Origin of the sequence: uncultured Mediterranea sp. (assembly GCF_902493215.1) — a bacterium.
Taxonomy (GTDB): domain Bacteria; phylum Bacteroidota; class Bacteroidia; order Bacteroidales; family Bacteroidaceae; genus Bacteroides.
Window position 1 is genome coordinate 15,855 of the sequence record NZ_CABUOL010000017.1, and the last position, 21,987, is coordinate 37,841.

At 45.2% G+C, this 21,987-nt stretch carries 19 protein-coding genes; 8 read left to right on the forward strand and 11 right to left on the reverse strand.

Annotation, left to right across the window (positions count from 1 at the left end):
• Positions 1-94: 94 nt before the first annotated feature.
• Together RDO88_RS10335 and RDO88_RS10340 are read right to left on the reverse strand one after the other, a co-directional pair.
• Positions 95-586 (reverse strand): HU family DNA-binding protein, encoded by a 492-nt coding sequence (locus RDO88_RS10335; RefSeq protein WP_307759294.1) that lies wholly within the window; start codon positions 584-586, stop codon positions 95-97.
• A 258-nt stretch (positions 587-844) separates the two neighbouring features.
• Positions 845-1,294 (reverse strand): hypothetical protein, encoded by a 450-nt coding sequence (locus RDO88_RS10340; RefSeq protein ID WP_307759295.1) that lies wholly within the window; start codon positions 1,292-1,294, stop codon positions 845-847.
• Positions 1,295-1,752: 458 nt separating this feature from the next.
• On the opposite strand from RDO88_RS10340, the gene RDO88_RS10345 reads away from it, so the two are divergent.
• Both RDO88_RS10345 and RDO88_RS10350 read left to right on the forward strand, forming a co-directional pair.
• On the forward strand, positions 1,753-2,331 hold the full coding sequence (locus tag RDO88_RS10345) for a trypsin-like peptidase domain-containing protein (RefSeq protein ID WP_307759296.1): 579 nt from the start codon (positions 1,753-1,755) through the stop codon (positions 2,329-2,331).
• Between the two features lie 18 nt (positions 2,332-2,349).
• Positions 2,350-3,366 (forward strand): DUF1848 family protein, encoded by a 1,017-nt coding sequence (locus RDO88_RS10350; protein WP_307759297.1) that lies wholly within the window; start codon positions 2,350-2,352, stop codon positions 3,364-3,366.
• A gap of 157 nt (positions 3,367-3,523) precedes the next feature.
• Here the strand turns inward: RDO88_RS10350 and RDO88_RS10355 are convergent, their stop codons facing one another.
• The 6 genes from RDO88_RS10355 to RDO88_RS10380 all read right to left on the reverse strand — a co-directional run bounded on the left by RDO88_RS10355 (position 3,524) and on the right by RDO88_RS10380 (position 10,421).
• Positions 3,524-3,817 (reverse strand): hypothetical protein, encoded by a 294-nt coding sequence (locus tag RDO88_RS10355; protein WP_307759298.1) that lies wholly within the window; start codon positions 3,815-3,817, stop codon positions 3,524-3,526.
• On the reverse strand, positions 3,817-4,407 hold the full coding sequence (locus RDO88_RS10360; RefSeq protein ID WP_307759299.1) for a radical SAM protein: 591 nt from the start codon (positions 4,405-4,407) through the stop codon (positions 3,817-3,819). The genes RDO88_RS10355 and RDO88_RS10360 overlap by 1 nt, the downstream gene beginning before the upstream one ends.
• Positions 4,408-4,490: 83 nt before the next feature.
• Entirely contained in the window at positions 4,491-8,165 is a 3,675-nt protein-coding gene (locus RDO88_RS10365) for a leucine-rich repeat protein (RefSeq protein ID WP_307759300.1), read from the reverse strand.
• Between the two features lie 480 nt (positions 8,166-8,645).
• Positions 8,646-9,092 carry a hypothetical protein gene (locus RDO88_RS10370; protein WP_307759301.1) on the reverse strand — a complete coding sequence of 149 codons (447 nt, stop codon included), beginning with the start codon at positions 9,090-9,092 and terminating at the stop codon, positions 8,646-8,648.
• On the reverse strand, positions 9,082-9,666 hold the full coding sequence (locus tag RDO88_RS10375; protein ID WP_307759302.1) for a hypothetical protein: 585 nt from the start codon (positions 9,664-9,666) through the stop codon (positions 9,082-9,084). The genes RDO88_RS10370 and RDO88_RS10375 overlap by 11 nt, the downstream gene beginning before the upstream one ends.
• Positions 9,666-10,421 (reverse strand): hypothetical protein, encoded by a 756-nt coding sequence (locus RDO88_RS10380; protein ID WP_307759303.1) that lies wholly within the window; start codon positions 10,419-10,421, stop codon positions 9,666-9,668. Before RDO88_RS10380 ends, RDO88_RS10375 begins: the two co-directional genes overlap by 1 nt.
• Before the next feature lie 724 nt (positions 10,422-11,145).
• On the opposite strand from RDO88_RS10380, the gene RDO88_RS10385 reads away from it, so the two are divergent.
• From RDO88_RS10385 to RDO88_RS10400, 4 genes are all read left to right on the forward strand, one after another.
• Positions 11,146-11,784 carry a 6-bladed beta-propeller gene (locus RDO88_RS10385; RefSeq protein WP_307759337.1) on the forward strand — a complete coding sequence of 213 codons (639 nt, stop codon included), beginning with the start codon at positions 11,146-11,148 and terminating at the stop codon, positions 11,782-11,784.
• A gap of 94 nt (positions 11,785-11,878) precedes the next feature.
• Positions 11,879-12,283 (forward strand): hypothetical protein, encoded by a 405-nt coding sequence (locus RDO88_RS10390; RefSeq protein ID WP_307759304.1) that lies wholly within the window; start codon positions 11,879-11,881, stop codon positions 12,281-12,283.
• Positions 12,284-12,349: 66 nt separating this feature from the next.
• Positions 12,350-13,585: a 6-bladed beta-propeller gene (locus RDO88_RS10395; RefSeq protein ID WP_307759305.1), complete on the forward strand. Its 1,236-nt coding sequence runs from the start codon at positions 12,350-12,352 to the stop codon at positions 13,583-13,585.
• A 193-nt stretch (positions 13,586-13,778) separates the two neighbouring features.
• A complete protein-coding gene (locus RDO88_RS10400; RefSeq protein WP_307759306.1) occupies positions 13,779-14,330 on the forward strand; it encodes a helix-turn-helix domain-containing protein in 552 nt (183 codons plus the stop codon).
• Positions 14,331-14,342: 12 nt separating this feature from the next.
• Here the strand turns inward: RDO88_RS10400 and RDO88_RS10405 are convergent, their stop codons facing one another.
• Entirely contained in the window at positions 14,343-15,974 is a 1,632-nt protein-coding gene (locus tag RDO88_RS10405; RefSeq protein ID WP_307759307.1) for an FAD-dependent protein, read from the reverse strand.
• Positions 15,975-15,980: 6 nt separating this feature from the next.
• The gene (gene radA, locus RDO88_RS10410) at positions 15,981-17,348 is read right to left on the reverse strand and encodes a DNA repair protein RadA (protein ID WP_307759308.1); all 1,368 of its coding nucleotides are present in this window, start codon (positions 17,346-17,348) and stop codon (positions 15,981-15,983) included.
• A 112-nt stretch (positions 17,349-17,460) separates the two neighbouring features.
• Here radA and RDO88_RS10415 point away from each other — a divergent pair, with 112 nt between their 5' ends.
• Positions 17,461-18,003 (forward strand): carbonic anhydrase, encoded by a 543-nt coding sequence (locus RDO88_RS10415; protein WP_307759309.1) that lies wholly within the window; start codon positions 17,461-17,463, stop codon positions 18,001-18,003.
• On the opposite strand, the gene RDO88_RS10420 is transcribed toward RDO88_RS10415, so the two are convergent.
• Positions 18,004-19,041, reverse strand: coding sequence for a type I asparaginase (locus RDO88_RS10420; RefSeq protein ID WP_307759310.1), 1,038 nt, complete (start codon positions 19,039-19,041; stop codon positions 18,004-18,006).
• 468 nt (positions 19,042-19,509) lie between these two features.
• Here RDO88_RS10420 and thrA point away from each other — a divergent pair, with 468 nt between their 5' ends.
• Positions 19,510-21,942: a bifunctional aspartate kinase/homoserine dehydrogenase I gene (gene thrA, locus RDO88_RS10425; protein WP_307759311.1), complete on the forward strand. Its 2,433-nt coding sequence runs from the start codon at positions 19,510-19,512 to the stop codon at positions 21,940-21,942.
• Positions 21,943-21,987 lie beyond the last annotated feature (45 nt).

Below are 21,987 nucleotides of genomic sequence, written 5' to 3' on the forward strand. Positions count from 1 at the left end.
TCTTCCGTATTTATCAAGTAAAACAATCTTTCGTTTTAAAGGAAACCGAAGGGGCGGTACCTTTCCCCTCCGGTTTCACTCGTTCAAAGCTTCGTTACAGCGGGCTTTCATCCTGCCCGTCGTCCCCGCCGCCGGGTTCCGTCACATCCGTGCCCGTTGTTCCCTCTCCGTTCACCTTGTCCACATCCAGGAAGTCCAGCCCGTCCGTGCGGGTCGTTGCCCCGTTGTGGATTCGGATGTCGTTGTGGGCGCGGAAGCAGATGCGCAAGCCGGTGATGTCGTTGGTCGTGAATTTCTCCGCGCTTTCCGCACCCTGTCCCTGCAAGGCCAGCGAGAAATATCCAAACCCGTCGATGTTCACCTGACGCCCTTCCAGCAGGATTTCCTGCAATGAAGGACAAAAATACTTCAGCATGTTGTACACTTCACCTTCGCCCAAGATGGACTGCTTGGCAATCTTCTTGGCAACTTCCTTCAGGTCGGCTGCCTTGCCATACTTGTAAGTCACTACCGGGAATACCCGCATTTCAGATTTTTCGTCCGAAGGAACCAGACGTCTTTTGATTTTGTGATAACGAATTGTCATAATCGTATCCTCCATTTTTTAGCTTGTTAATAACTCAGTTTATTTTGTCTTATCAGCTGCTGACACTGCAAAGATGAGGCATTTCTACGACGTGGCGAGGGACAGGCTGTAAAGGCCCGAAAACGGCCTTGGGGATACTTCTGAACAGGGAAGGGAGGATATCCGGCAAAGGAAAAACGGACAAAAGGCTCCGTTTGTGGGGTGAATAAAAACGCAAGGGGCGGGACTTTTCTGTCTGAAAGTAGTCCCGCCCCCGCATTATCCCAGTCTGTTCTGGGCTTTCTTGCGCCGATAGCCTCTCAGGAAGGCATCTTCGGTCACGCCCCGGATGTCATACTCCTGCATGAACCGGTTCACCGTCTCCACGTACGTGACACCATATTTGCGCCGCCCCTCCTTCATGCGTTCATACAGATCCTTGCGCATTCTGTAGTCAATCATACGTTCCAGTTCGCGTGTAGCCTCCTTTCCCAGCTGGTAATACCACGCCGAGTTTTTGGAATTCCCCAGCGAAACGAATCCCAGCGTCAGGTTTCCCTGCGGCCGCACCAGCGTGCGGTGGCAGTGACCATACAGTTTCTCACTGACAAAACGATAGAAAGGAGATTGTACCGGCAGACAGAGTACTCCGTCGTGCATGTGCTTGGCAAACGCCTTTTGCAGATAGTTGGCCAAGTCTTGTTTGATTTGTAACACAACTGTTTTCATACGTGTTTCTTTTAGAGATTAGAGTTATTTTATAATAGGAGAACATGGGTTCTCCGAGGTCAGAAGACCGCTTCCCGGCAGTACAGGCCTGAAATACTGCACAAGCAGCAGTGAGTGGCGTTTCATGTATCAGTTTCCCTGGTGGACCCGACACCGTTCAATCGTCAGAAAAATCAAGGTTCTTGATATTTCTATACCGCAAAGGTAATCAAAGTTTCGGTATGTGCAAACAAAAAGGGGAGAAAAATATCAAGAAACTTGATTTTTCATCAAACACAGCTTTCATTATTCTGAATTCATCAGATTCACGTTATATCAGCCATTCAGCATCCAGGAAAGTTATTTTCTTTCTTATATAACGTGTTTTTGATTTATAATAACTAATTTTAGGGCGATTAGTAAGAAATCTGTATGAATGATGCTGGTGGCTATTATATTGTTTTTGATAAGTAATTAATATGGATAAGATTCAAGAAATAACAAAAATGAGGCAATACGTTCTATCCATTATATCCGATAACTATAATGAAGGTTGCGGTGTAATGGTTGGAGATATGTTTATAACAGCAGGTCATGTGATATCTAAATGTGAAAACCCAAGGATTAGATGGAATGGTAAAAGAATAGCTTTGATTAATCCTATAGTTTTCCATAATGATGAAAATGATTCTGATGGGTATGATATAGCTGTATATTCTGTTCCAAATGCCAATAGTCCGCTGGTTCTTTCTGATGTTGTTCCCCAAAAAGGTGATGTGTTGAAAAGCTGTAGTCGGCGAATGTTAGGAGAAGAATATGTAGAGTGTAATGCTGTAGTAAATGGATTAAAAGATGGAAATTACTATGCAGCAAATACTGATGAACAGCTTAAGCCTGGCAGTAGTGGAAGCCCTGTATTTCTGAATGGAGAAGTTGTAGGAATATTATGTGCTGGGAATTGTAATGACGATAATACATCATGCAATACAGAATGGCCACTGAGTTTATGTGTATTCTTATCCTCAAAAGTAATTTTAGAGTTATTAGAAACGAACTGATTTCAGTAAAGAGTGAAAATGGAAAAGATAACAATAAAGACAGACGAAGGTATAAGTGTGGAAGCAGGTGCACCAATAATTGTATCAGCAAGCCGTGCTACAGACATACCGGCCTTTTATGCAGACTGGTTCCAGGAAAGGCTGCAGAAAGGTTATTCAGTTTGGAAAAACCCTTTTAATGGGGTAAAATCTTATGTGGCATACGATAAGACAAGGCTTATTGTATTTTGGTCAAAGAATCCGGCTTCACTTCTTAAGGAGGGAGGTTTATTGGACTATTTAGATAATAGGGGTGTAAATAGCTATATCCAGTTTACTTTGAATGACTATTATGAAGAAAGGCTGGAAATGGGTGTACCATCTCTAAGTAGTAGGATGGATACATTCAAGAGATTGGTTGGTAGATTGGGATATGGGAAAGTAATATGGAGATTTGACCCTTTGATATTAGCAAAAGGTTTGACCGTTGATGATCTCTTGGAGAAAATTTACAATATAGGAGTCAAATTGAACGGATATACAGAGAAACTAGTCTTTAGTTTTGCTGATATTGCATCATATAAAAAGGTACAAAATAATCTCTATAAGAACAATATTCAGTATAGGGAGTTTTCGCAGGAAGATATGATAAAGTTTGCTTCCAGACTCGTTGATATGAATAAGGAGTGGAAACTCGAACTGGCTACATGTGCTGAAAAGATAGATTTGGATATGTTTGGTATCAAGCACAACAAGTGTATAGATGATGAGTTGATGATAAAGTACTTCTCTGATGACATGCTGCTGATGAACCATATAGGAGTAGAAGTTACGAAGGATATATTTGGGGAGATTAGTGTTGAATATAAAAAAAACAAGAAAGACAAAGGTCAAAGAAAAGTTTGTGGTTGTATAGACAGCAAAGATATTGGTGAGTACAATACATGTCCGCATCTGTGCGAATATTGTTACGCAAATTCGAGTAAGGAGATTGCTAAACAAAATTACATAAAACATTGCGAAAATCCGCATAATGAAAATATAACCGGTAAATAAGGTATGGGGTAGGGTCGTGTAAATAAACTGTGTCACGCATTATTTCCTATTAGAAAACTCATCGGTCGGGGAACGGCCAGCGCCACGGGGCGGGACCACACGTCCCGTATGGGGTAATTATATCCTCTAATAGAAAATATGCGTGACACAGTTTATTTTACACTACCTTTACACTACCTACACTACCGATTGTATCAGTTTTACATCTTGTCACATTGCTTTGAAATTCATATTCTTCCAAATCTTTATAAGTTATGTAAATTCGATACCCTTGTGATTCTTTCTGTGTTAGCTGCATCCATAACCATTCTAACTCTTTTTCACATTGGACACAAGTGCCTTTACAGTCACCAATATTTGAACAGGGAAACGGTTCATAATCTATTCCATTTATATCAGCTATTCTCTGACGAATACCCTTAAGTATTCTGCATTTGGTTTTACCATCCATTATATTATTTTATAAGAAAATTTTTCAAATCTAAAGTATCCCAATTGCTCAAGTTTTTGACAGCTACTTTGAATATCTGTTTCCGCATTAAAGCCTTTAATATATGGTAAACGTATAAGGACTTTTTCTGTAAGTCCTAAATCCACAAGCCTTATCAAATTGTCTATGACAACTGCATTATCTTTACTCGTATAACATTTATAAATGGACGGATTCATATCTTTAATATCAACGATCCATTCGTCAACGTAATTAATCAAATTATACCATTCTTCGTAAGGAACGTTTAGCGATGTCTCGATTGTTGTATGCCAGTTCTTAGCACCGAATTCCAAAACTTCTTGTATAAAGGAAGCTTGAAGTAATGGTTCTCCGCCACCGAAAGTTAACCCTCCACCTGTAGCCGCAAAGTATAATTGGTCTATTTTGATGTTGTTGTATAGCTCAATAGCTGAAACTTTGGCCTCAGAATCAATTAAATGACATTTGTTGTTAATACAATATTTGCAGTTTAGCGGACATTTATAGAAAGCAACAAGTGTGGTTATACCTTGGCCATCTATACCCATTCGCAAACGGTTAACATCCATAATATTAGCTGTTTTCATCATTTTCTATAATTTCAAATCTTCTATTCATTTCACGTTTTTCCCAATCAAGATGATATATAGGTTTAAAAGTGTATTTTTTGCTTTGTAGATTTAGGAACAATTATAGTAATGCATTTAAATGATTCTACATTTGGTTTATAGCTCAAATCAAATTCACTGATAGTACTTCCCATTAATATGTGATGCGAATGGTAAGCAGATGGAAAATGTTCATAATATCTATATTCAATTATTGATTCTGAGATATTTGTAGCTGTTCCTTTTAATTCTATCCTTTCCAAAGAAATACACCCACAAAATGCTGCACTATTTACATCTTGTACTGTCTTTGGGATGGAAATATTACGTAATTTTTTGCATCCATAGAAAGCTCCCACATTAATTAATTCCAACCCCTCAAATAGGCTTAGATTTGTAAGATTCTGCGAATTATAGAATGCATACTCTGGCAATGAACTAATATCATTAGACAGAATAACTTCTGCAACTTTTGACTCGTAAAATGCCAATGGGGATATTGATTTAACGTCTTTTATTGTAATGGAAGAACTATCACCGAAATAGCATTCCAAGTTTTTTGTACTCTGGTTTATTAGCATTCCACTTTCGACTTTATACTGACAATCATGTTTTGTGATTATATTTGTTACTTTATCAAAAGGTCTTGTACCCAAATTTATTAAAGATGAAGGAAGACGAACTTCTTGTACAGCACACCGATAAAAGCAGAAATCTCCAATAAATTTAAGAGAATCTCCCAAGTTAATACGTTTTAGATTACTACAATATGCAAATGCGTGATTCCCTATTGTTTCAAGCGTATCAGGTAAGTCAACATTTTTCAACTCGTTATTTGAATTAAAAGCATTATCCATTATTGAAACTAAACATGATGGAAAATGAATATACTTTAAGTTACACCCTTCAAAGGTGTTAGGTTCAATGGTGCTAATGGAGCCTAATGACCATATTTCCTCAAGTGCCTCACAACCCCAGAAGGCAGATTCACCAATAAATTTCACACTCTTTGGTAAATCTAATGATTTTAGTGAATAGCAATCTTCAAATGCCTTGCAACCAATAGATTCGACACCTTGCGGTACAAAAATTGTTTCAAGATCTCTTGCATTTGAAAAACACCCATTAGCAATATGTATAACATTCTTAGGTACTGTGAATTGTTTTTGTCTACCCCAATATGCAACTATTGTACTACCATCTTTTGTATATAAAGCATCCTCATTGATAGTATAGTTTGGGGATTGATTCTCTATTGCGATTTTAGTATTATGGTAATATGAATCGCTTACGAAAGGGTTATCTCCTATTGCAATAACTGAAGAAGGAATAACCAATCGTTCAATACATTGATTATTAAAAGCTCCGTCACAAATAATGCGAGTCCCTTTGCGAATATTGTAAGATTTACAATGCACGAAGCTACATGATAAGACCTTCTTCCCGTCCTGAGAATACAGTACGCCATGTTCATCCCTCACTCCTGCTGCCTTATCTTCTTTTGTAACTTCAGTTGAGATTGAATCTATGCGTCGCAATTTAATAAGCGATTCTACAAAGCCATTAGCAGCAGACTTTTCATACCACATTATTGACAAATGCCAATCTTTCGGCACAAATACTCCATAAGTATAGCATTTTGCTAACAAATACTGAAACAAAGCATTTCCATCATTTGCTTTGTGATTAATGAAATCAAAGAGACTTTCAAGATTAGCGATATTTTCTTCATTATATAATTTTGATTTAATAAACCAGAAGAGAGCCTTCGCATAACTTCTTGCTGTTCCATATCCTTTGAAGTACCATTCTGCTAACTTACCTTGCACTTTAGAATTTCCTTCGTCTGCAGCCTTCTCTTTCCAAAACAATGCTTGCTGTGGATTTACCTCAGTTCCTATGCCTTTTTGATAACACACCGAGACATTATTTGCAGCCATTAAGCCTCCGGCTTCTGCTGCTTTCAAATAAAGAGAAAATGCTTTCCCTTCATCTTTTTCAACACCAAGACCGTTTTCGTAACAAACAGCCAAGTTGTTTATGGCAGATATAGAACCATAATCAGCTGCTATCCTGTACCATGTAACTGCTTCTGAATAATTTTGTGCTATGCCTGTCCCGTTGGCATACGACCATGCGACATAAAATGCAGCATTATAATCACCATTATTTGCAGCAATCAAATACCATTTGAAAGATTCTTTTAGATTTTTAGATTCTCCCAAAGTCCCGTTTCTATATATTTCAGCAAGCCTTATTTGGGCTTTGACGCTATTTTTTTTTGCTGCAGTTTTATAGTTCTTTACAGCCAAAGCATTAGATTGATTTATACCGCCCTCCGTGAATCCCTTTTCATAGTAACGAGCCAGGAGTAAGCAAGCAGATGCATTACCATCCTTCGCTGCGGATCTTATGTTCTTAATACCTAACATAATATCCTTTTCACAATATTCTCCTCTCAGAAAATAAGTTCCACAAAAATATTTAGCTCTAGCATTCCCTAATTCTGCTGCGATTCTGAAGTTTTCGAAAGCTACTTCATGATTTCCTACAATTTTTTCTATTTCACCAAGACTTAGATAATAAATAGGGGCATCACATTCTTTTATCTTATTTATGGTTTCTATGGCTAACGACATATTTTTCTCAATGCCATTCCCTCTTGCATACATCAATGACAAATTTCTGACAGCTCGTGGATATCCTTTTTCTGCTGCTAATTTAAACCACGCAAACGCTTCATTATTGCATTTCTCTACAAAAATACCTTTTGTATAGAATAGCCCCATAACGTTCACACATTTAGCATCTCCATTCTCTGCGCAAATTCTTACTTCATCAAAAATTGCGTTTGTCGATTCCTTGTCGTGCCAAAGTGTGACATCATCAAAGAATTCTTTAGCCTTCCGATGAACCTCTTCTATATTGATAGCTGACAACTCTCTATTTCTCGTACTACACAACATAGCGCAACATGTCCACTCTTTATCTTCTCTTAACTGTTGTTTGTCCAGATACTTTTCAAAATATAAATTTACCCCTAGAAAATCCACAAACATCTTAAGTCTGTTCATGCGTTTTGCGTTCTCCATTGGAGAAACTATAACAAATTCATTGTCACCTAGGCACGATGTTTTAATTTTACCAGCTAATGGTGCAATATCGAATGTTTCCACATCCAATATATTGGAAAAAAGATGGAGGGTTGGACAATCTACGTCTATTCGGATTTCATCTTCTAATAGTTCATCAAGACCTTTTTGAATTGCTATTATTGTTGACTCAGGGAAAAAACGACTACAAAGCAGTTCTGCTCTTGATAATGCCAAAGCGGAAGGTTCTATCAAAGTAATGGAGCGAACTTGCTGCTGTAAATTATAATCCTTTATAAAGTCATGGTAGCACATTGTGGCCAAGCCTTGACCACATCCATAATCAACAATATCTATCTTCTCTGCAGATTTTATGTATGGACTTAATTGCTTGAAAGCATACGTTAATTTCTCTGCATGCATTTGACCATAAGAATAAAAATACATCTGCAATAATGGCTCAGAGTCAAGTAATTCTACTCCGCGATTTAATTGCTCAAACAATTCGTCAACTAACTCGGATGGGAGCTTTTGAACGAAATCATAAGAAATATCCCGGACCTTCTCAAATGAAGGTTCGGACATATGCTCTACAATGTATGCAAATGTGGTTTTAGATTCTTTCATCTTCCAGTATTGTTTTATTCTTTGTATATTTATAGTTTGCTATTACAGACTTCTTGCAGGTGTTGGCACAGCGGTATTCGCAGAGATGTGGGCAAGTGTTATATTCGTCCATATCCTTATCAATATGCATCAACACAACTTACGTAGCCACCTATACAAATACAAAGATATTACAATAATGATTTGTTTAGAAATAAAAGTCTGATATTATAATAGATTGTAATGAAGAGTCTTTATCATCTTTGGGGAAACGCAAAGAATATAATCAATATGAAAGATATAAATAGGCTGAAAATAGTGTTGGCTGAAAAGAAAAGAAGAGAACGAGCAAATAGCTGTCTGAGCAATTGAAGATTAACCCTTCTACCGTTTCATTTCTGCAGCTATTGAAGAATCAAAGTTGAAACTAAATTTAAGTCCCTAATCCAGTATCCTCCTATCTATACCATATTACTGACGAACGGAGCTACACAGCATCAATCAAAATATCACTAAAGAACATCTGTGGGCAATCATCATAGCCAACATCAGATAACCGGGATCCATACATCTCCCCTTGACCATTTCGGCACCCTTGTTTACATGAATTCCCGCATGCGCCTTATTCATCCGACTGGGATGCGGCACCACATGGGTCTTATAATCATCGTAACAAATTTCGTGACAATCCAGAACCCCAATCGTAGCATATCCAGCCAGACTATCACCTTTCACTCTCGAATTGAAAGTAACATTTTCAGGAGAAGGAGTTATATAACAGGAACGCCATACCGAGATATATGTTTCAGGACCGTTTTGAAGATTATCCATAAAAAAGGCAGAAGGAGACACTTGTCCGTCCGCAATCATGGATGGCGAAAAAATGATACGGGCAATTTCTTCTGTTTCTGCGATGGCTTCCGGCACTGTTATCTCACTACACATCATACCCCAACATCGTGTTAATCTGATAAACAACCGCTCTAAAGCCTTCATCCGTATAGGGCAAGATGCCCTTGGCCTGATATTCGGCATTCCGATAGGCCGCATACGAAAACTCCTTATTCCCAATATTGATACTGGCCATACTGTTCTTCGTCGTCAACAGAAATGTTCCGTTCGGGCAGGGAAACAGATTCCAATGCGACAAAGCCTTTCCGGTCATAGTCGAAATAGCCTTTCGAGTATTTTCGTAGGATTCGCTTTCCATGGGCAATCCGGCATAACCGTCCCAACCTTGAAGCAAATCAGCACGAAGTTTGGCAAGCCGCTCCAACATAAGACCTTTCTCAGAAAACGACAGATTATAATCACGAAACAAAGAAGCATTGTCCGTTTGGCCAATCATGCAACCGGTAAAGACATCAACCCTCTGCTTCCGGCTCACTACAGAACATGTTTTTCCATTATCGGCATCCCCCAAACAAAGAGTCAAAACAGGAAGACACATAAATAAACTTACCGGAGACTTTGGACGTTGCCGGGCAGGTTTTACAATAGTAAAATTACAATTTCCCATCATCAGTCCTCCCCATCCTGCTCCATCAAGTTAATTACGTCTTTGGAAACTATATCATGGAAGGCACAATATACTACCTCGTTAAGACCGGTTGCAACCTCCAGAACTTCCATTACGGGCACATTGTCAGCAGCAGCTATAAACTCCAAAACAAAATCCGCCTTTTGATTATCTTTTATCTCAGCAGATAATATTACCTTAAGTGTACCATCTCCCAAATCCACATCAGCATCTTTAGAAATCTTGCACGATGATTCATTAGGCAACATAATGGAAAACATATCACCCACATGATGTTCATTGAAGGTATATCGCAATGCCGATGAATAAATATCTTTTATGCTTACATTATCATTTGCCCGTACTTCCCAAACATTTCTTTTTCGAACAATCATTTTCCTTGCACTGGAAACAGAGCAAATTTTCTCCATATAAGCAAGCTGTCTATCGATAAAGGGAATCATTGTTTTTACAAACGATTCATAAGCTTGCGGACTGACTGTAACCACAGTCTTTTCCTCAGTAAATCTGAACCGAATTAATTTATCCGCATCACACAACTCTATAGTAGAAAAGGAAGAAGGAGCATCCTGACCTGGTGTTACATGAAAATATTGCAAGAAGAAATTTTGAATACGCTGTCTGTCGGCAAATGCATCTTTGCACAAATCAAAATCAAATTCGACTTGCACGTCCTGGAGAAAAGTCCGTTTATAGACCCGATGCTCCAACTGCTTATATGGATTAATTATTTTCATAATGCAATCTTAATGCAAAGATAGTGTAAACCCAGAAATAAACAAAAAAAATGGTTAGCTTTCAAACAAAAGTAATCGAAGAGAATCTAAAAACAAGAACCTTCAACAAGTAACAGCTTACGGGCCAAACAATAACTTTTATTTACAATAGGAAAATATTGCACTCTGTTTAATTTCCACTTCCCAAGAACCCGGTTTCAACCCCAAGCCCCTTATGTTTCAAACATAGGGGTCGAATGTTTCAAACATCCCCCCTCTATGTTTGAAACATTCCCCTGGGAACAAGGGAAAGGCGTGAAACGCGAACTTGAGCGGAACCAAGGAAAGGAAAGTAATTAAATTTTACACACAAGAAACTGCCCGCATAATGATTCAGAATTGCCGCCCTCCCCGTCATCAAGATTCCATTGAAAATATTCCGGAAAAGGACTTGGTATATTCAGATTATATTTCTATATTTGACGTGCCTGATGAAGAATTTTTGATTTCTTACAGCAACACTCAATTTTGAGAATCTCCCGGCATGACAGAACGCCGGGCAATCTGTTGCCATCCGGCGTTTTTAAACCCGTCTGAGACAAGAAGCGTCGCAGATTTTAAAATTATAAGAATAACCAATACATACCATGGGTAAGTTTTTTTTACAACACTATTAACGTGCACCTTTGTTTTCATAGGATGCACCTCCGGCAGAAGGACAGACACCGGCGGAGCTCTTCCGGTCATAGACGTCAATAAGGACTATCCGGTCAAACGGATAGATATTCACGAGCTTGCCGATGTCACATACATACCTTTGGAAACTACGGAGAACTCCTTATTACAAACATATCTCTTGGCCGTTTCGGACAGCGGTATAGTGGCTTTTGACATTATGCAAAGTCAGTTTTTCTTCTTCGACAGCAAAGGGAAATACCTTCATACCACCAATCGTCATGGCGTAGGACCGGAGGAATATTATGCGGCAAGCCGTTTTGATGCCGATTTTGAGAAAAAGGAGCTCTATGTCTATTCAAGTGCCGGAGGACGAAAAATACATATATATGATTTTGAAGGAAAATATAAAAAGACATTAGAACTTCAGGAAGAGGCTCATGTTGAAGACATTTTAAATTATGGCTCCGATCATCTGATTTATTTCAATGATTCATACTGGCCGTCACCGGACAAGTTCAGACAGGAAGCGGACAAGAATCCGTTCTATCTGGTAAACAAGAACGACGGCAGTATAAGACATGTAGACAAAAGACTGAAAAACCGACAAGCCTGTACACCATGTGTTTCAAATGGTAAAGGGGCAAAGCGGACGATATTCGTTAATGGAACAATTTTCCGTGAACCACATACTAAAGAACGGAAATGAATGTCTGTTGACAAACAATGCACTGGATACACTGTATAGTTACAAGGACCACCGGCTGGAACCGGTATTCGTGCGTACACCCTCAGCCTCCAAGATGGATGTACCAAAGCTGATAACACCTTACGCATACACGGATTCCTATTTCATGTTCGGCATCGTCCCGATGGATTATGAAATAGGAAAGAAGTATCATTTTGATAATCGCATGGGACCACATTATATGCTGAACAAAAAAACGAACGAGATTTTCGAAGTGATTCTATATGATTCGCTCCTGGACCCGGAATATGACATCAAGACCCGGCGGGAGACCTGGAATGTTTTCCCCTACCAGCTATTCCAGCACATGCACTCAAAAAATAAAGGAATTGGACATTATGGCGCTGGATTCCTGCTTGAAAAGCTGGAGGAGGGAAAATTAAGCGGGAAACTTAAAGACCTGGCTTCAAGGCTGAAGGAGGACGACAACAATTGCATTGCAATATATAAATTCAAATAAGAATTCTGTTTTCTTGATATGACAGTTCTATTTCTGGATGAATATAAACATAACATATTAACATATATGAAAAACCTGTATTTTATATTTCTATCAACGTGCATCTTTATATTCATTGGATGCACCTCCGAGAGAAGAGCAGACACCGGCGGAGCTCTTCCGATTATAGACGTCAATAAGGAATACCCGGTTAAACGGATAGATATTCACGAGCTTGCCGAAGTTACATACATACCTTTGGAAACTACGGAGAACTCCTTATTACAATCATACCCCCTGGCCGTTTCGGACAGCCTTATCATTGCTTTTGACATTCTGCAAAGTCAGTTTCACTTTTTCGACGGGAAAGGGAAATACCTCCATACCATCAATCGCCATGGCTTAGGGCCGGAGGAATATTATGGGGCAACCCGTTTTGATGCCGATTTTGAAAAAAAAGAGTTCTATGTTTATGCTGAAGCTGCGGGAATAAAAATACATATATACGATTTTAACGGCAAATATAAAAAGACATTAGAACTTCAAGAACATACTTCTGTTGAAGACATTCTAAATTATGATTCCGATTATCTGATTTATTTCAATGATTCATACTGGCCGTCGCCAGACAAGTTCAAACAGGAGGCGGACAAGGAACCGTTTTATCTGGTAAACAAGAACGACGGCAGTATAAGACACGTAGACAAGAGACTGAAAATCGACAAGCCTGTACACCATGTGTTCCAAATGGCAGAGGGGCAAAACGGACGATATTCGTTAAAGGAACAATTTTATGTGAATCACATACTAAACAATGGCGGTGACTTCCTGCTGACAAACAATGCATCAGACACATTGTACAGCTACAGGAATCATCGGTTGGAACCGGTATTCGTGCGCACACCCTCAGCCTCCAGAATGGACGTTCCCAAGCTGATAACACCTTATGCATACACGGATTCCTATTTCATGTTCGGTATCCTCCCGATGGATTATGAAATCGGAAAGAAGTATCATTTTGACGATCGGATGGGACCACATTATATACTGGACAGAAAAACAAACGAGATTTTCAAAGTGATTCTATATGATTCGCTCCTGGATCCGGAATATGACATCAAGACCCGGCGGGAAACCTGGAATGTCTTCCCCTACCAGCTATTCAACCACGTGCACTCAAAAAATAAAGGAATTGGACGTTATAACACAGAATTTCTTCTGGAAAAGCTGGAGGAGGGAAAACTTAGCGGAAAATTGAAAGACCTGGCTTCAAAGCTGAAAGTAGACGATAACAATTGCCTGGCAATATATAAATTCAAATAAAGACGGATGATACCTTGAAACCTACATTTAACCCCAAGAACATTGGGATTTCCAAATTATTTCCTTAAATTTGTTATCCTCAAAAATAGCGGGGCAAGGAAACAAATGGCAGAATGCTGCAAGCGGAAACTGGTCGGGCCGGGGCTGAACCCACAGGCAGACAGGCTTGCACATGATATATATAATAAGGTATATGGACGAAAAGGTACATCTGAAAGAGAACCTGGCTTATGCCCGTAAGCTACAGGGACTTCGCCAATATGAATTGGCCGAACGGATAGGCGTGAAGCCTAACACCATTTCCAACTACGAAAAAGGGGTCAGCATGCCCGACTTCGAGACGCTGGGAAAACTGAAAAGGGTGTTGAAGGTATCGGCCGACGCACTGGTATTTGCCGAACCCGAACTGTTCCAGAAACATGTTGTGCCCGGAAAAAAAAGGCTGATAAAGGTGCACGGCCCCGTGCTCGTCAAAGCCGTATCGCCCGAGAAGGCCCGGGAACTCAGAGCGTTGAAAGTAGCCGTCCGCACAGCCCGCAGCGGCAAGCTCGCAGCCATCCACGATGAAAGGCTCCTCAACAGCATCAAAAAAAACTGGGCATCTTTATCGAAACCAGCCCAAGTCAGCATTGTCAAACAACTGACAGGCAATGCGATAAAAAAAATGGGAAAAGGCCCGAAAACGCCGGACGCCTTTCCCAAAATCGTGTTGAAGGAAATTTCTGAAATGAAACTTAAAGGGTAACATCACCTGGACTTACTGCACGCCGCAGTATTGCGCTGCGGCTTCGGCACACCGCTCACCGTCCACTCCCGCCGAGACGATGCCGCCGGCATAGCCAGCCCCCTCGCCGCAGGGGAAGAGGCCGCGCAGGCGGACGTGCTGCAGGGTGTCGCGGTCGCGCACGATGCGGACGGGTGCCGACGTGCGGGTCTCCACGGCTATCATCACGGCGTCGTTGGTCAGGAAGCCACGGGCGTTGCGGCCGAACTGCTGGAAGCCTTTGGCCAGGCGACCGGCGATGAACGGGGGCAGCCAGAAGTGCAGGGGCGAAGCAATCAGGCCGGGGGCGTACGACGTCTCGGGCAGGTCGGCACTGAGACGGCGGTTCACGAAATCGGCCATGCGCTGCGCAGGCGCCGTCTGCCGACGGTTGCCCTGCTGCCAGCAGAGGCGTTCGAGGTGTTCCTGGAAGGAAAGCATATTTAATGAAGAATGAAGAATGGAAGCTGTGCTTCCGAATGAAGAATTTCTATCATCGCCCAATAATTCTTCATTCTTCATTCCTAATTCTTCATTTTCCAGGTCTTCCGGCCGTATCTCCACCACCATGCCGCTGTTGCTCCAGCGCGAACCGCGGTTGCTGGGACTCATGCCGTTCACCACAATCTGTTCGGGGCCACTGGCGGCGGGCACGATGAAGCCGCCGGGACACATGCAGAAGCTGTAAACGCCACGGCCTTCGACCTGCGTGACGAAGCTGTATTCGGCAGCGGGCAGATACTTGCCGCGACCGTTCCTGTTGTGATACTGTATCTGGTCGATGAGGGTGGCAGGGTGCTCCAGGCGTACACCCACGGCGATTCCCTTGGCCTCAATCTCCACACCGTTGGCAGCCAGCCAGCGATAGACGTCGCGGGCGGAGTGGCCCGTGGCCAGGATAACGGGGCCGAGGAAAGTCTGCCCCGTATGGGTTTCGATACCCTTCACCTCGTCGCCCTCAATGAGCAGGGCGTCCATGCGTGTCTGAAAATGCACTTCGCCGCCGCACTGAAGAATGGTGTTGCGCATGTTCTCGATGACGCGGGGCAGCTTGTCGGTGCCGATGTGCGGATGGGCGTCCACCAGAATGGAGGGGGAAGCGCCGTGCTGGCAGAAGACGTTGAGTATCTTGTCCACGTTACCGCGCTTCTTGCTGCGGGTGTAGAGCTTGCCGTCGGAGTAGGCTCCCGCACCGCCTTCGCCGAAACTGTAGTTCGACTCAGGGTCCACGGCCTGCGTGCGGCCGATCTGGGCCAGGTCTTTCTTACGCTCGCGCACGTCCTTGCCACGCTCCACCACCACGGGGCGCAGGCCCAGCTCGATGAGGCGCAGGGCGGCAAAGAGGCCGCCGGGGCCGGCACCCACAACGATGACCTGCGGGCGGCCTTCCACGTTGGGGTAGTCCGTATGCTGGTATTCGTCGCCGTGGGGCACTTCGTTGACGTAAGCCCGCACGGTGAGGTTCACGAAGACCGTCCGTTGGCGGGCGTCGATGCTCCGCTTCAGGATGCGGGTGGCGTTGAGGGTTCTCTCGTCAAGGCCTTTCTCGCGTACGAGATAGGCTTTCAATTGCTGTTCGTTGGCGGCTACCTCGGGTAGCACTCTGATTGTATATTCGTATGTCATAGGTCCTTATCCAAAAAGTGTTCTGAAAGCCTCCTCCACCTTTCTTACCGGCACCAGCTCGATGCGCAGCTTCCGCGTGTCCAGCCCCTGCAGGTTGTGCTTGGGCAGGATGAATCGTTTGAAGCCCAGCTTCTCGGCCTCACCGATGCGTTGTTCGATACGGTTCACGGGGCGTATCTCGCCCGAAAGTCCCACTTCGCCCGCCATGCACACCTCGGCTTCGATTTCCGTGTCCACGTTGCTCGACAGGATGGCGCTGATGACGGCCAGGTCGATAGCGGGGTCGTTCACCTTCAGGCCGCCGGCGATGTTCAGGAAGACATCCTTCTGTGCCAGCTTGAAACCCACGCGCTTCTCGAGCACGGCCAGGAGCATGTTCATACGACGCAGGTCGAAGCCCGTGGCCGAACGTTGCGGATTGCCATAGACGGCGGAGCTGACCAATGCCTGCGTCTCGATGAGGAACGGACGCACGCCCTCGATGGCCGAAGCGATGGCCACTCCACTCATGCCTTCGTGGTCCTGGCTCAGGAGCAGTTCGGAAGGGTTGCTCACCTGCCGCAGGCCGTCCTGGCGCATCTCGTAAATGCCCAGTTCGGCAGTGCTGCCGAAGCGGTTCTTGATGCTGCGCAGGATACGGTACAGGTAGTGCTGGTCGCCCTCGAACTGGAGAACAGTGTCCACAATGTGTTCCAGTACCTTGGGGCCGGCGATGCTACCTTCCTTGTTGATGTGGCCGATGAGAATAACCGCCGTGTGCGTTTCCTTAGCGAAGCGCAGGATGCTGGCGGCACACTCACGCACCTGGGCGATGCTGCCGGGCGAGGATTCGAGCGCTTCGGTCGAAATGGTCTGTATGGAGTCGATGATGACCAGGTCGGGACGGGTGTTCTTGATGTGGACATAGATTTGTTCGAGCGATGTCTCGCAGACGATGAGGCAGTCGGACGACTGCTTGGTCAAGCGCTCGGCACGCAGTTTCAGCTGGCGGGCGCTCTCCTCACCCGAGACGTAGAGCACGCGCTTCTCTGCCAGTCGCAGGACGGTCTGCAACACCAGGGTCGACTTGCCGATACCCGGCTCGCCGCCTATCAGCACCAGCGAGCCCTGTACCAGGCCGCCGCCCAGCACGCGGTTCAGTTCGGCGTCGTGCAGGTCGATGCGGGGTTCATCGGCCGCCTCTATCTGGTCCAGCGTCACGGGCTTGGCCTTGGTCGGAGCGATGCCAGCCTCAGGGCGACGGGCCACGGGCTCCTTGCGCACGATTTCCTCGACAAAGGTGTTCCACTGCCCGCACGCAGGACACTTTCCCTGCCACTTGGGCGACTCCTGCCCGCAGTTGCTGCACACGTACACGGTCTTTTCTTTGGCCATAATCAGATTGTTTAAAAGATTGTGGCTTCAAAGATACTTTATTCACCACAGAGTACACAGGGTTTCACGGAGTTTTTTTACTTTTGCAGTACACCTATAACACGAATTCATTATGATAGACGAAATTCTGAAATTCAACAAGCAGTTCGTGGCCGAAAAGGGTTATGAACGGTTTATCACGACAAAGTATCCCGACAAGAAGATAGCCATCCTGTCGTGTATGGACACGCGTCTGACGGAATTGCTGCCTGCCGCACTGGGCATCAAGAACGGTGACGTGAAGATGATCAAGAATGCGGGAGGCATCATCTCGCACCCCTTCGGGAGCGTAATCCGCAGCCTGCTGGTAGCCATTTATGAGCTGGGCGTGACAGAGGTGATGGTCATCGCACATTCCGACTGCGGGGCGTGCCACATGAGCAGCGAACAGATGATAGCCCACATGAAGGCACGGGGCATCCATCAGGAAACAATCGACATGATGCGTTTCTGCGGCGTGGACTTTGAATCGTGGCTCTACGGTTTCGGCGACACGGAGAAATCGGTGCGGCAGACAGTGGATACCATCGTGAACCATCCGCTCATTCCGCACGACATACGCGTGTCGGGCTACATCATCGACTCCGTAACGGGCGAGCTGACACCGGTAGAATAATCAGACAGTGATTTCGCCTGCCAGGGGGACGGCCATCAGGCGGCGCACTTCGTCAGAACTGTAATTGTGCCCCAGGAGAAACATCAACTTGGTGACGGCCGACTCGGTAGTGCTGTCGTAGCCACTCACCACGCCGGCCTGCATCAGCCAGTAGCCCGTCTCGTAGCGTTCCATCTCCACCATGCCCGCATGGCACTGGGTGACGTTGACAATGACGATGCCCCGCTGACAGGCAGCCTGCAACAGACGGAGGAACCACTCCTTGCGGGGTGCGTTGCCCGAACCGTAGGTTTCGAGCACCACAGCCTTCAATCCTTCGGTAGCCAGCAGAGAAGCTACAATGTTTTCCTGAATGCCGGGGAAGAGCTTCAGGATGGCGATGTTAGTGTCCAACAGGTAATGAGGCTTCAGGGCCGCAGCACCTGAGTGGGCATGAATCTGCACATTATTATATTTAATATGGATACCGGCCGAAGCCAGGTTGGGATAGTTGAACGAACGGAAGGCGTTGAAGTTTTCGGCATTCATCTTGGTGGTACGGTTGCCGCGCATCAGGTGGTTTTCGAAGAAGATGCAGACTTCGGGCACCACGGGACGTCCGTTCGCGTGACAGGCGGTAGCTATCTCGATGCTGGTCAGAAGGTTCTCCTTGCCGTCGGTACGCAGGACGCCGATGGGCAGTTGCGAACCGGTGAGGATGACGGGCTTATTTAGGTTTTCGAGCATGAAGCTCAGGGCCGAAGCGGTATAGGCCATCGTATCGGTGCCGTGCAGGATGACGAAGCCCGTATAGCGGTCGTAGTGGTCGCTGATGATGCGCACCAGCCGTTTCCACGCTTCGGGATCCATGTCCGACGAGTCCATCGGAGGGTCGAACTGATACGTGTCGATACAGAAACCGAAGTTGTGCAGCTCGGGGATGTGCTTCTGGAGCTGCTCCATGGTGAAGTTTTCCAGCGCACCCGTCTCGGGGTTTTCTATCATTCCGATAGTACCACCGGTATATATTAGCAAAACGGAAGTATTATTGGCACCCATACAATGTTTTATTTCACAATTCTCATGCAAATATAGTCATATTACTTCAATATACTGACAAAATGAAAGAAAAGTAGTATAAAATGTTCTGTTTTCCTGGCTGAGAAAAAAGGAACAGGGAAGAAACCTCAAAGACATTTGTCTTGCCTTTTGGAACACTTTCTGCACTTTTATCGCAAAAAAGTGATGAAAAGTGTTAGATTGAATGTTTTTATTGCTATATTTGCGGCAACCTATCAAAAAAGGACGAAGAAACCATGATTATGAACAGATACTATTTTCATACAGGGACATCCATGTGTACCATGACCCTTAGGGGTTAGGGGATAGTATTTGTGTTTCTACGTGTTACACTATTTTTCAGCAGTTTTTTCATTTTTATTTTTTAGTCAGAAGTCAGTGCAGAGCCTTTCGGGGCATTTGCTTCCGACACATTGTATCACCCTTTCAAGCTATATATACAGAGAAATGAAAGTTATGAAATTCGGCGGATCATCAGTGGGTTCCGCAAAAAGCATTTTGAGCGTCAAAAAGATAGTAGAAGCCGCAAACGAACCGGTGATTGTAGTCGTTTCGGCTTTGGGAGGTATTACAGACAAGCTGATAGACACCTCGCGCAAGGCCGCGGCAGGCGACTCTTCCTACGAAGAGGGGTTCCGCGAAATCGTGTCGCGCCATGTGGAAATGATCAGGGAAGCCTTTCCGGCCGGCTCTCAACAGACAGAACTGCAACACCAGGTGGGCGAACTGCTGAACGAACTGAAGGATATCTTCCAGGGCATCTACCTCATCAAGGACCTGTCGCAAAAGACATCGGATACCATCGTGAGCTACGGCGAACGTATTTCTTCTATCATCGCCGCCCAGCTGACAGGAGCCGAATGGTTTGACTCACGCCAATTCATCAAGACGGAAAAGAAATTCTCCAAGCACGTACTCGACAAGGAACTGACCAACCGACTGGTGCGCAGCACTTTTGCCAACCTGCCCAAACGTTCGCTGGTACCCGGCTTCATCGCTACCGACGTGACGACAGGCGATGTGACCAACCTGGGACGGGGTGGTTCCGACTATACGGCAGCCATCATCGCCGCCGCCCTCGACGCCGACTCGCTGGAGATATGGACCGATGTGGACGGCTTCATGACCGCCGATCCGCGCGTCATCTCCACCGCCTACACCATCAACGAGCTGAGCTATGTGGAGGCCACGGAGTTGTGCAACTTCGGCGCCAAGGTAGTCTATCCGCCCACTATCTACCCCGTTTGCCATAAGAATATCCCAATCCTCATCAAGAACACCTTCAATCCCGAAGGCGAAGGAACCATCATCAAGCAGGAGGTATCCGACCCGCAGAGCAAGCCCATCAAGGGTATCTCGTCCATCAACGACACCACGCTGATTACGGTTCAGGGTCTGGGTATGGTAGGCGTCATCGGTGTGAACTACCGCATCTTCAAGGCGCTGGCCAAGAACGGTATCAGCGTGTTCCTCGTGTCGCAGGCGTCGTCGGAAAACTCCACCTCCATCGGTGTGCGCAATGCCGATGCCGACCTGGCTTGTACCGTGCTGAGCGAAGAGTTTGCCAAAGAAATCGAAATGGGTGAAATCTCTCCCATCCAGGCGGAGAAGAACCTGGCTACGGTAGCCATTGTAGGCGAGAACATGAAGCACACGCCGGGCATCGCAGGCAAGCTGTTCGGCACGCTGGGACGCAACGGCATCAACGTGATAGCCTGTGCGCAAGGTGCTTCGGAGACGAACATTTCGTTCGTAGTCGAAAGCAAGTCGCTCCGCAAGTCACTCAACGTCATCCACGACTCGTTCTTCCTTTCCGAATACCAAGTGCTCAACCTTTTCATCTGCGGTATCGGAACGGTGGGCGGAAGCCTCATCGAGCAAATCCACAGCCAACGCCAGAAACTGATGCAGGAGAACGGGCTCCAACTGAATGTTGTAGGTATTGCCGACGCTTCGAAAGCACTCTTCTGCCGCGAGGGTATCGACCTAGAACACTATCGCGAGGACCTGAAGCAGAAGGGAATGGACAGCTCGCTGGGCGTGTTGCGCAACGAGATTATCGGTATGAACATCTTCAACTCGGTGTTTGTCGACTGTACAGCCAGTGCGGGTGTTGCTTCTCTGTACAAAGACTTGCTGCAGCATAACGTCTCCGTAGTGGCAGCCAACAAGATTGCGGCTTCATCAGAGTACGAAAACTATCGAGAGCTGAAGCAGATAGCCCGTCAGCGTGGTGTGAAGTACCTCTTCGAAACCAATGTAGGCGCAGGTCTGCCCATCATCAATACCATCAACGACCTCATCCATAGTGGCGACAAAATCCTGAAGATAGAGGCCGTACTGAGCGGTACGCTGAACTACATCTTCAACAAAATCAGCGCCGACGTGCCCTTCAGCCAGACCATCCGTATGGCACAGGAGGAACGTTATTCCGAACCCGACCCACGCATCGACCTGAGCGGCAAGGACGTTATCCGCAAACTGGTTATCCTGGCGCGCGAAGCAGGCTACCACCTGGAACAAGACGACGTAGAGAAACACCTCTTCGTACCCGACGACTTCTTCGAAGGTTCGCTGGACGACTTCTGGAAAAAAGTACCCACACTGGATGCCGACTTCGAGGCCCGGCGTCAGGTACTCGAAGCCGAGAAGAAGCATTGGCGCTTTGTGGCCCGTCTGGAGGATGGCAAAGCCTCGGTAGGTCTGCAGGAAGTGGGCATCGGGCATCCATTCTACGGCCTGGAGGGCAGCAACAACATCATCCTGCTCACCACCGAACGCTACCGCGAATATCCGATGATGATTCAGGGCTATGGCGCAGGAGCCAGTGTGACGGCCGCCGGTGTCTTTGCCGACATCATGAGCATTGCGAACGTTTAATAAATGGAAAATTGAGAATGGAAAATTGAAAATGAACGTATAGTC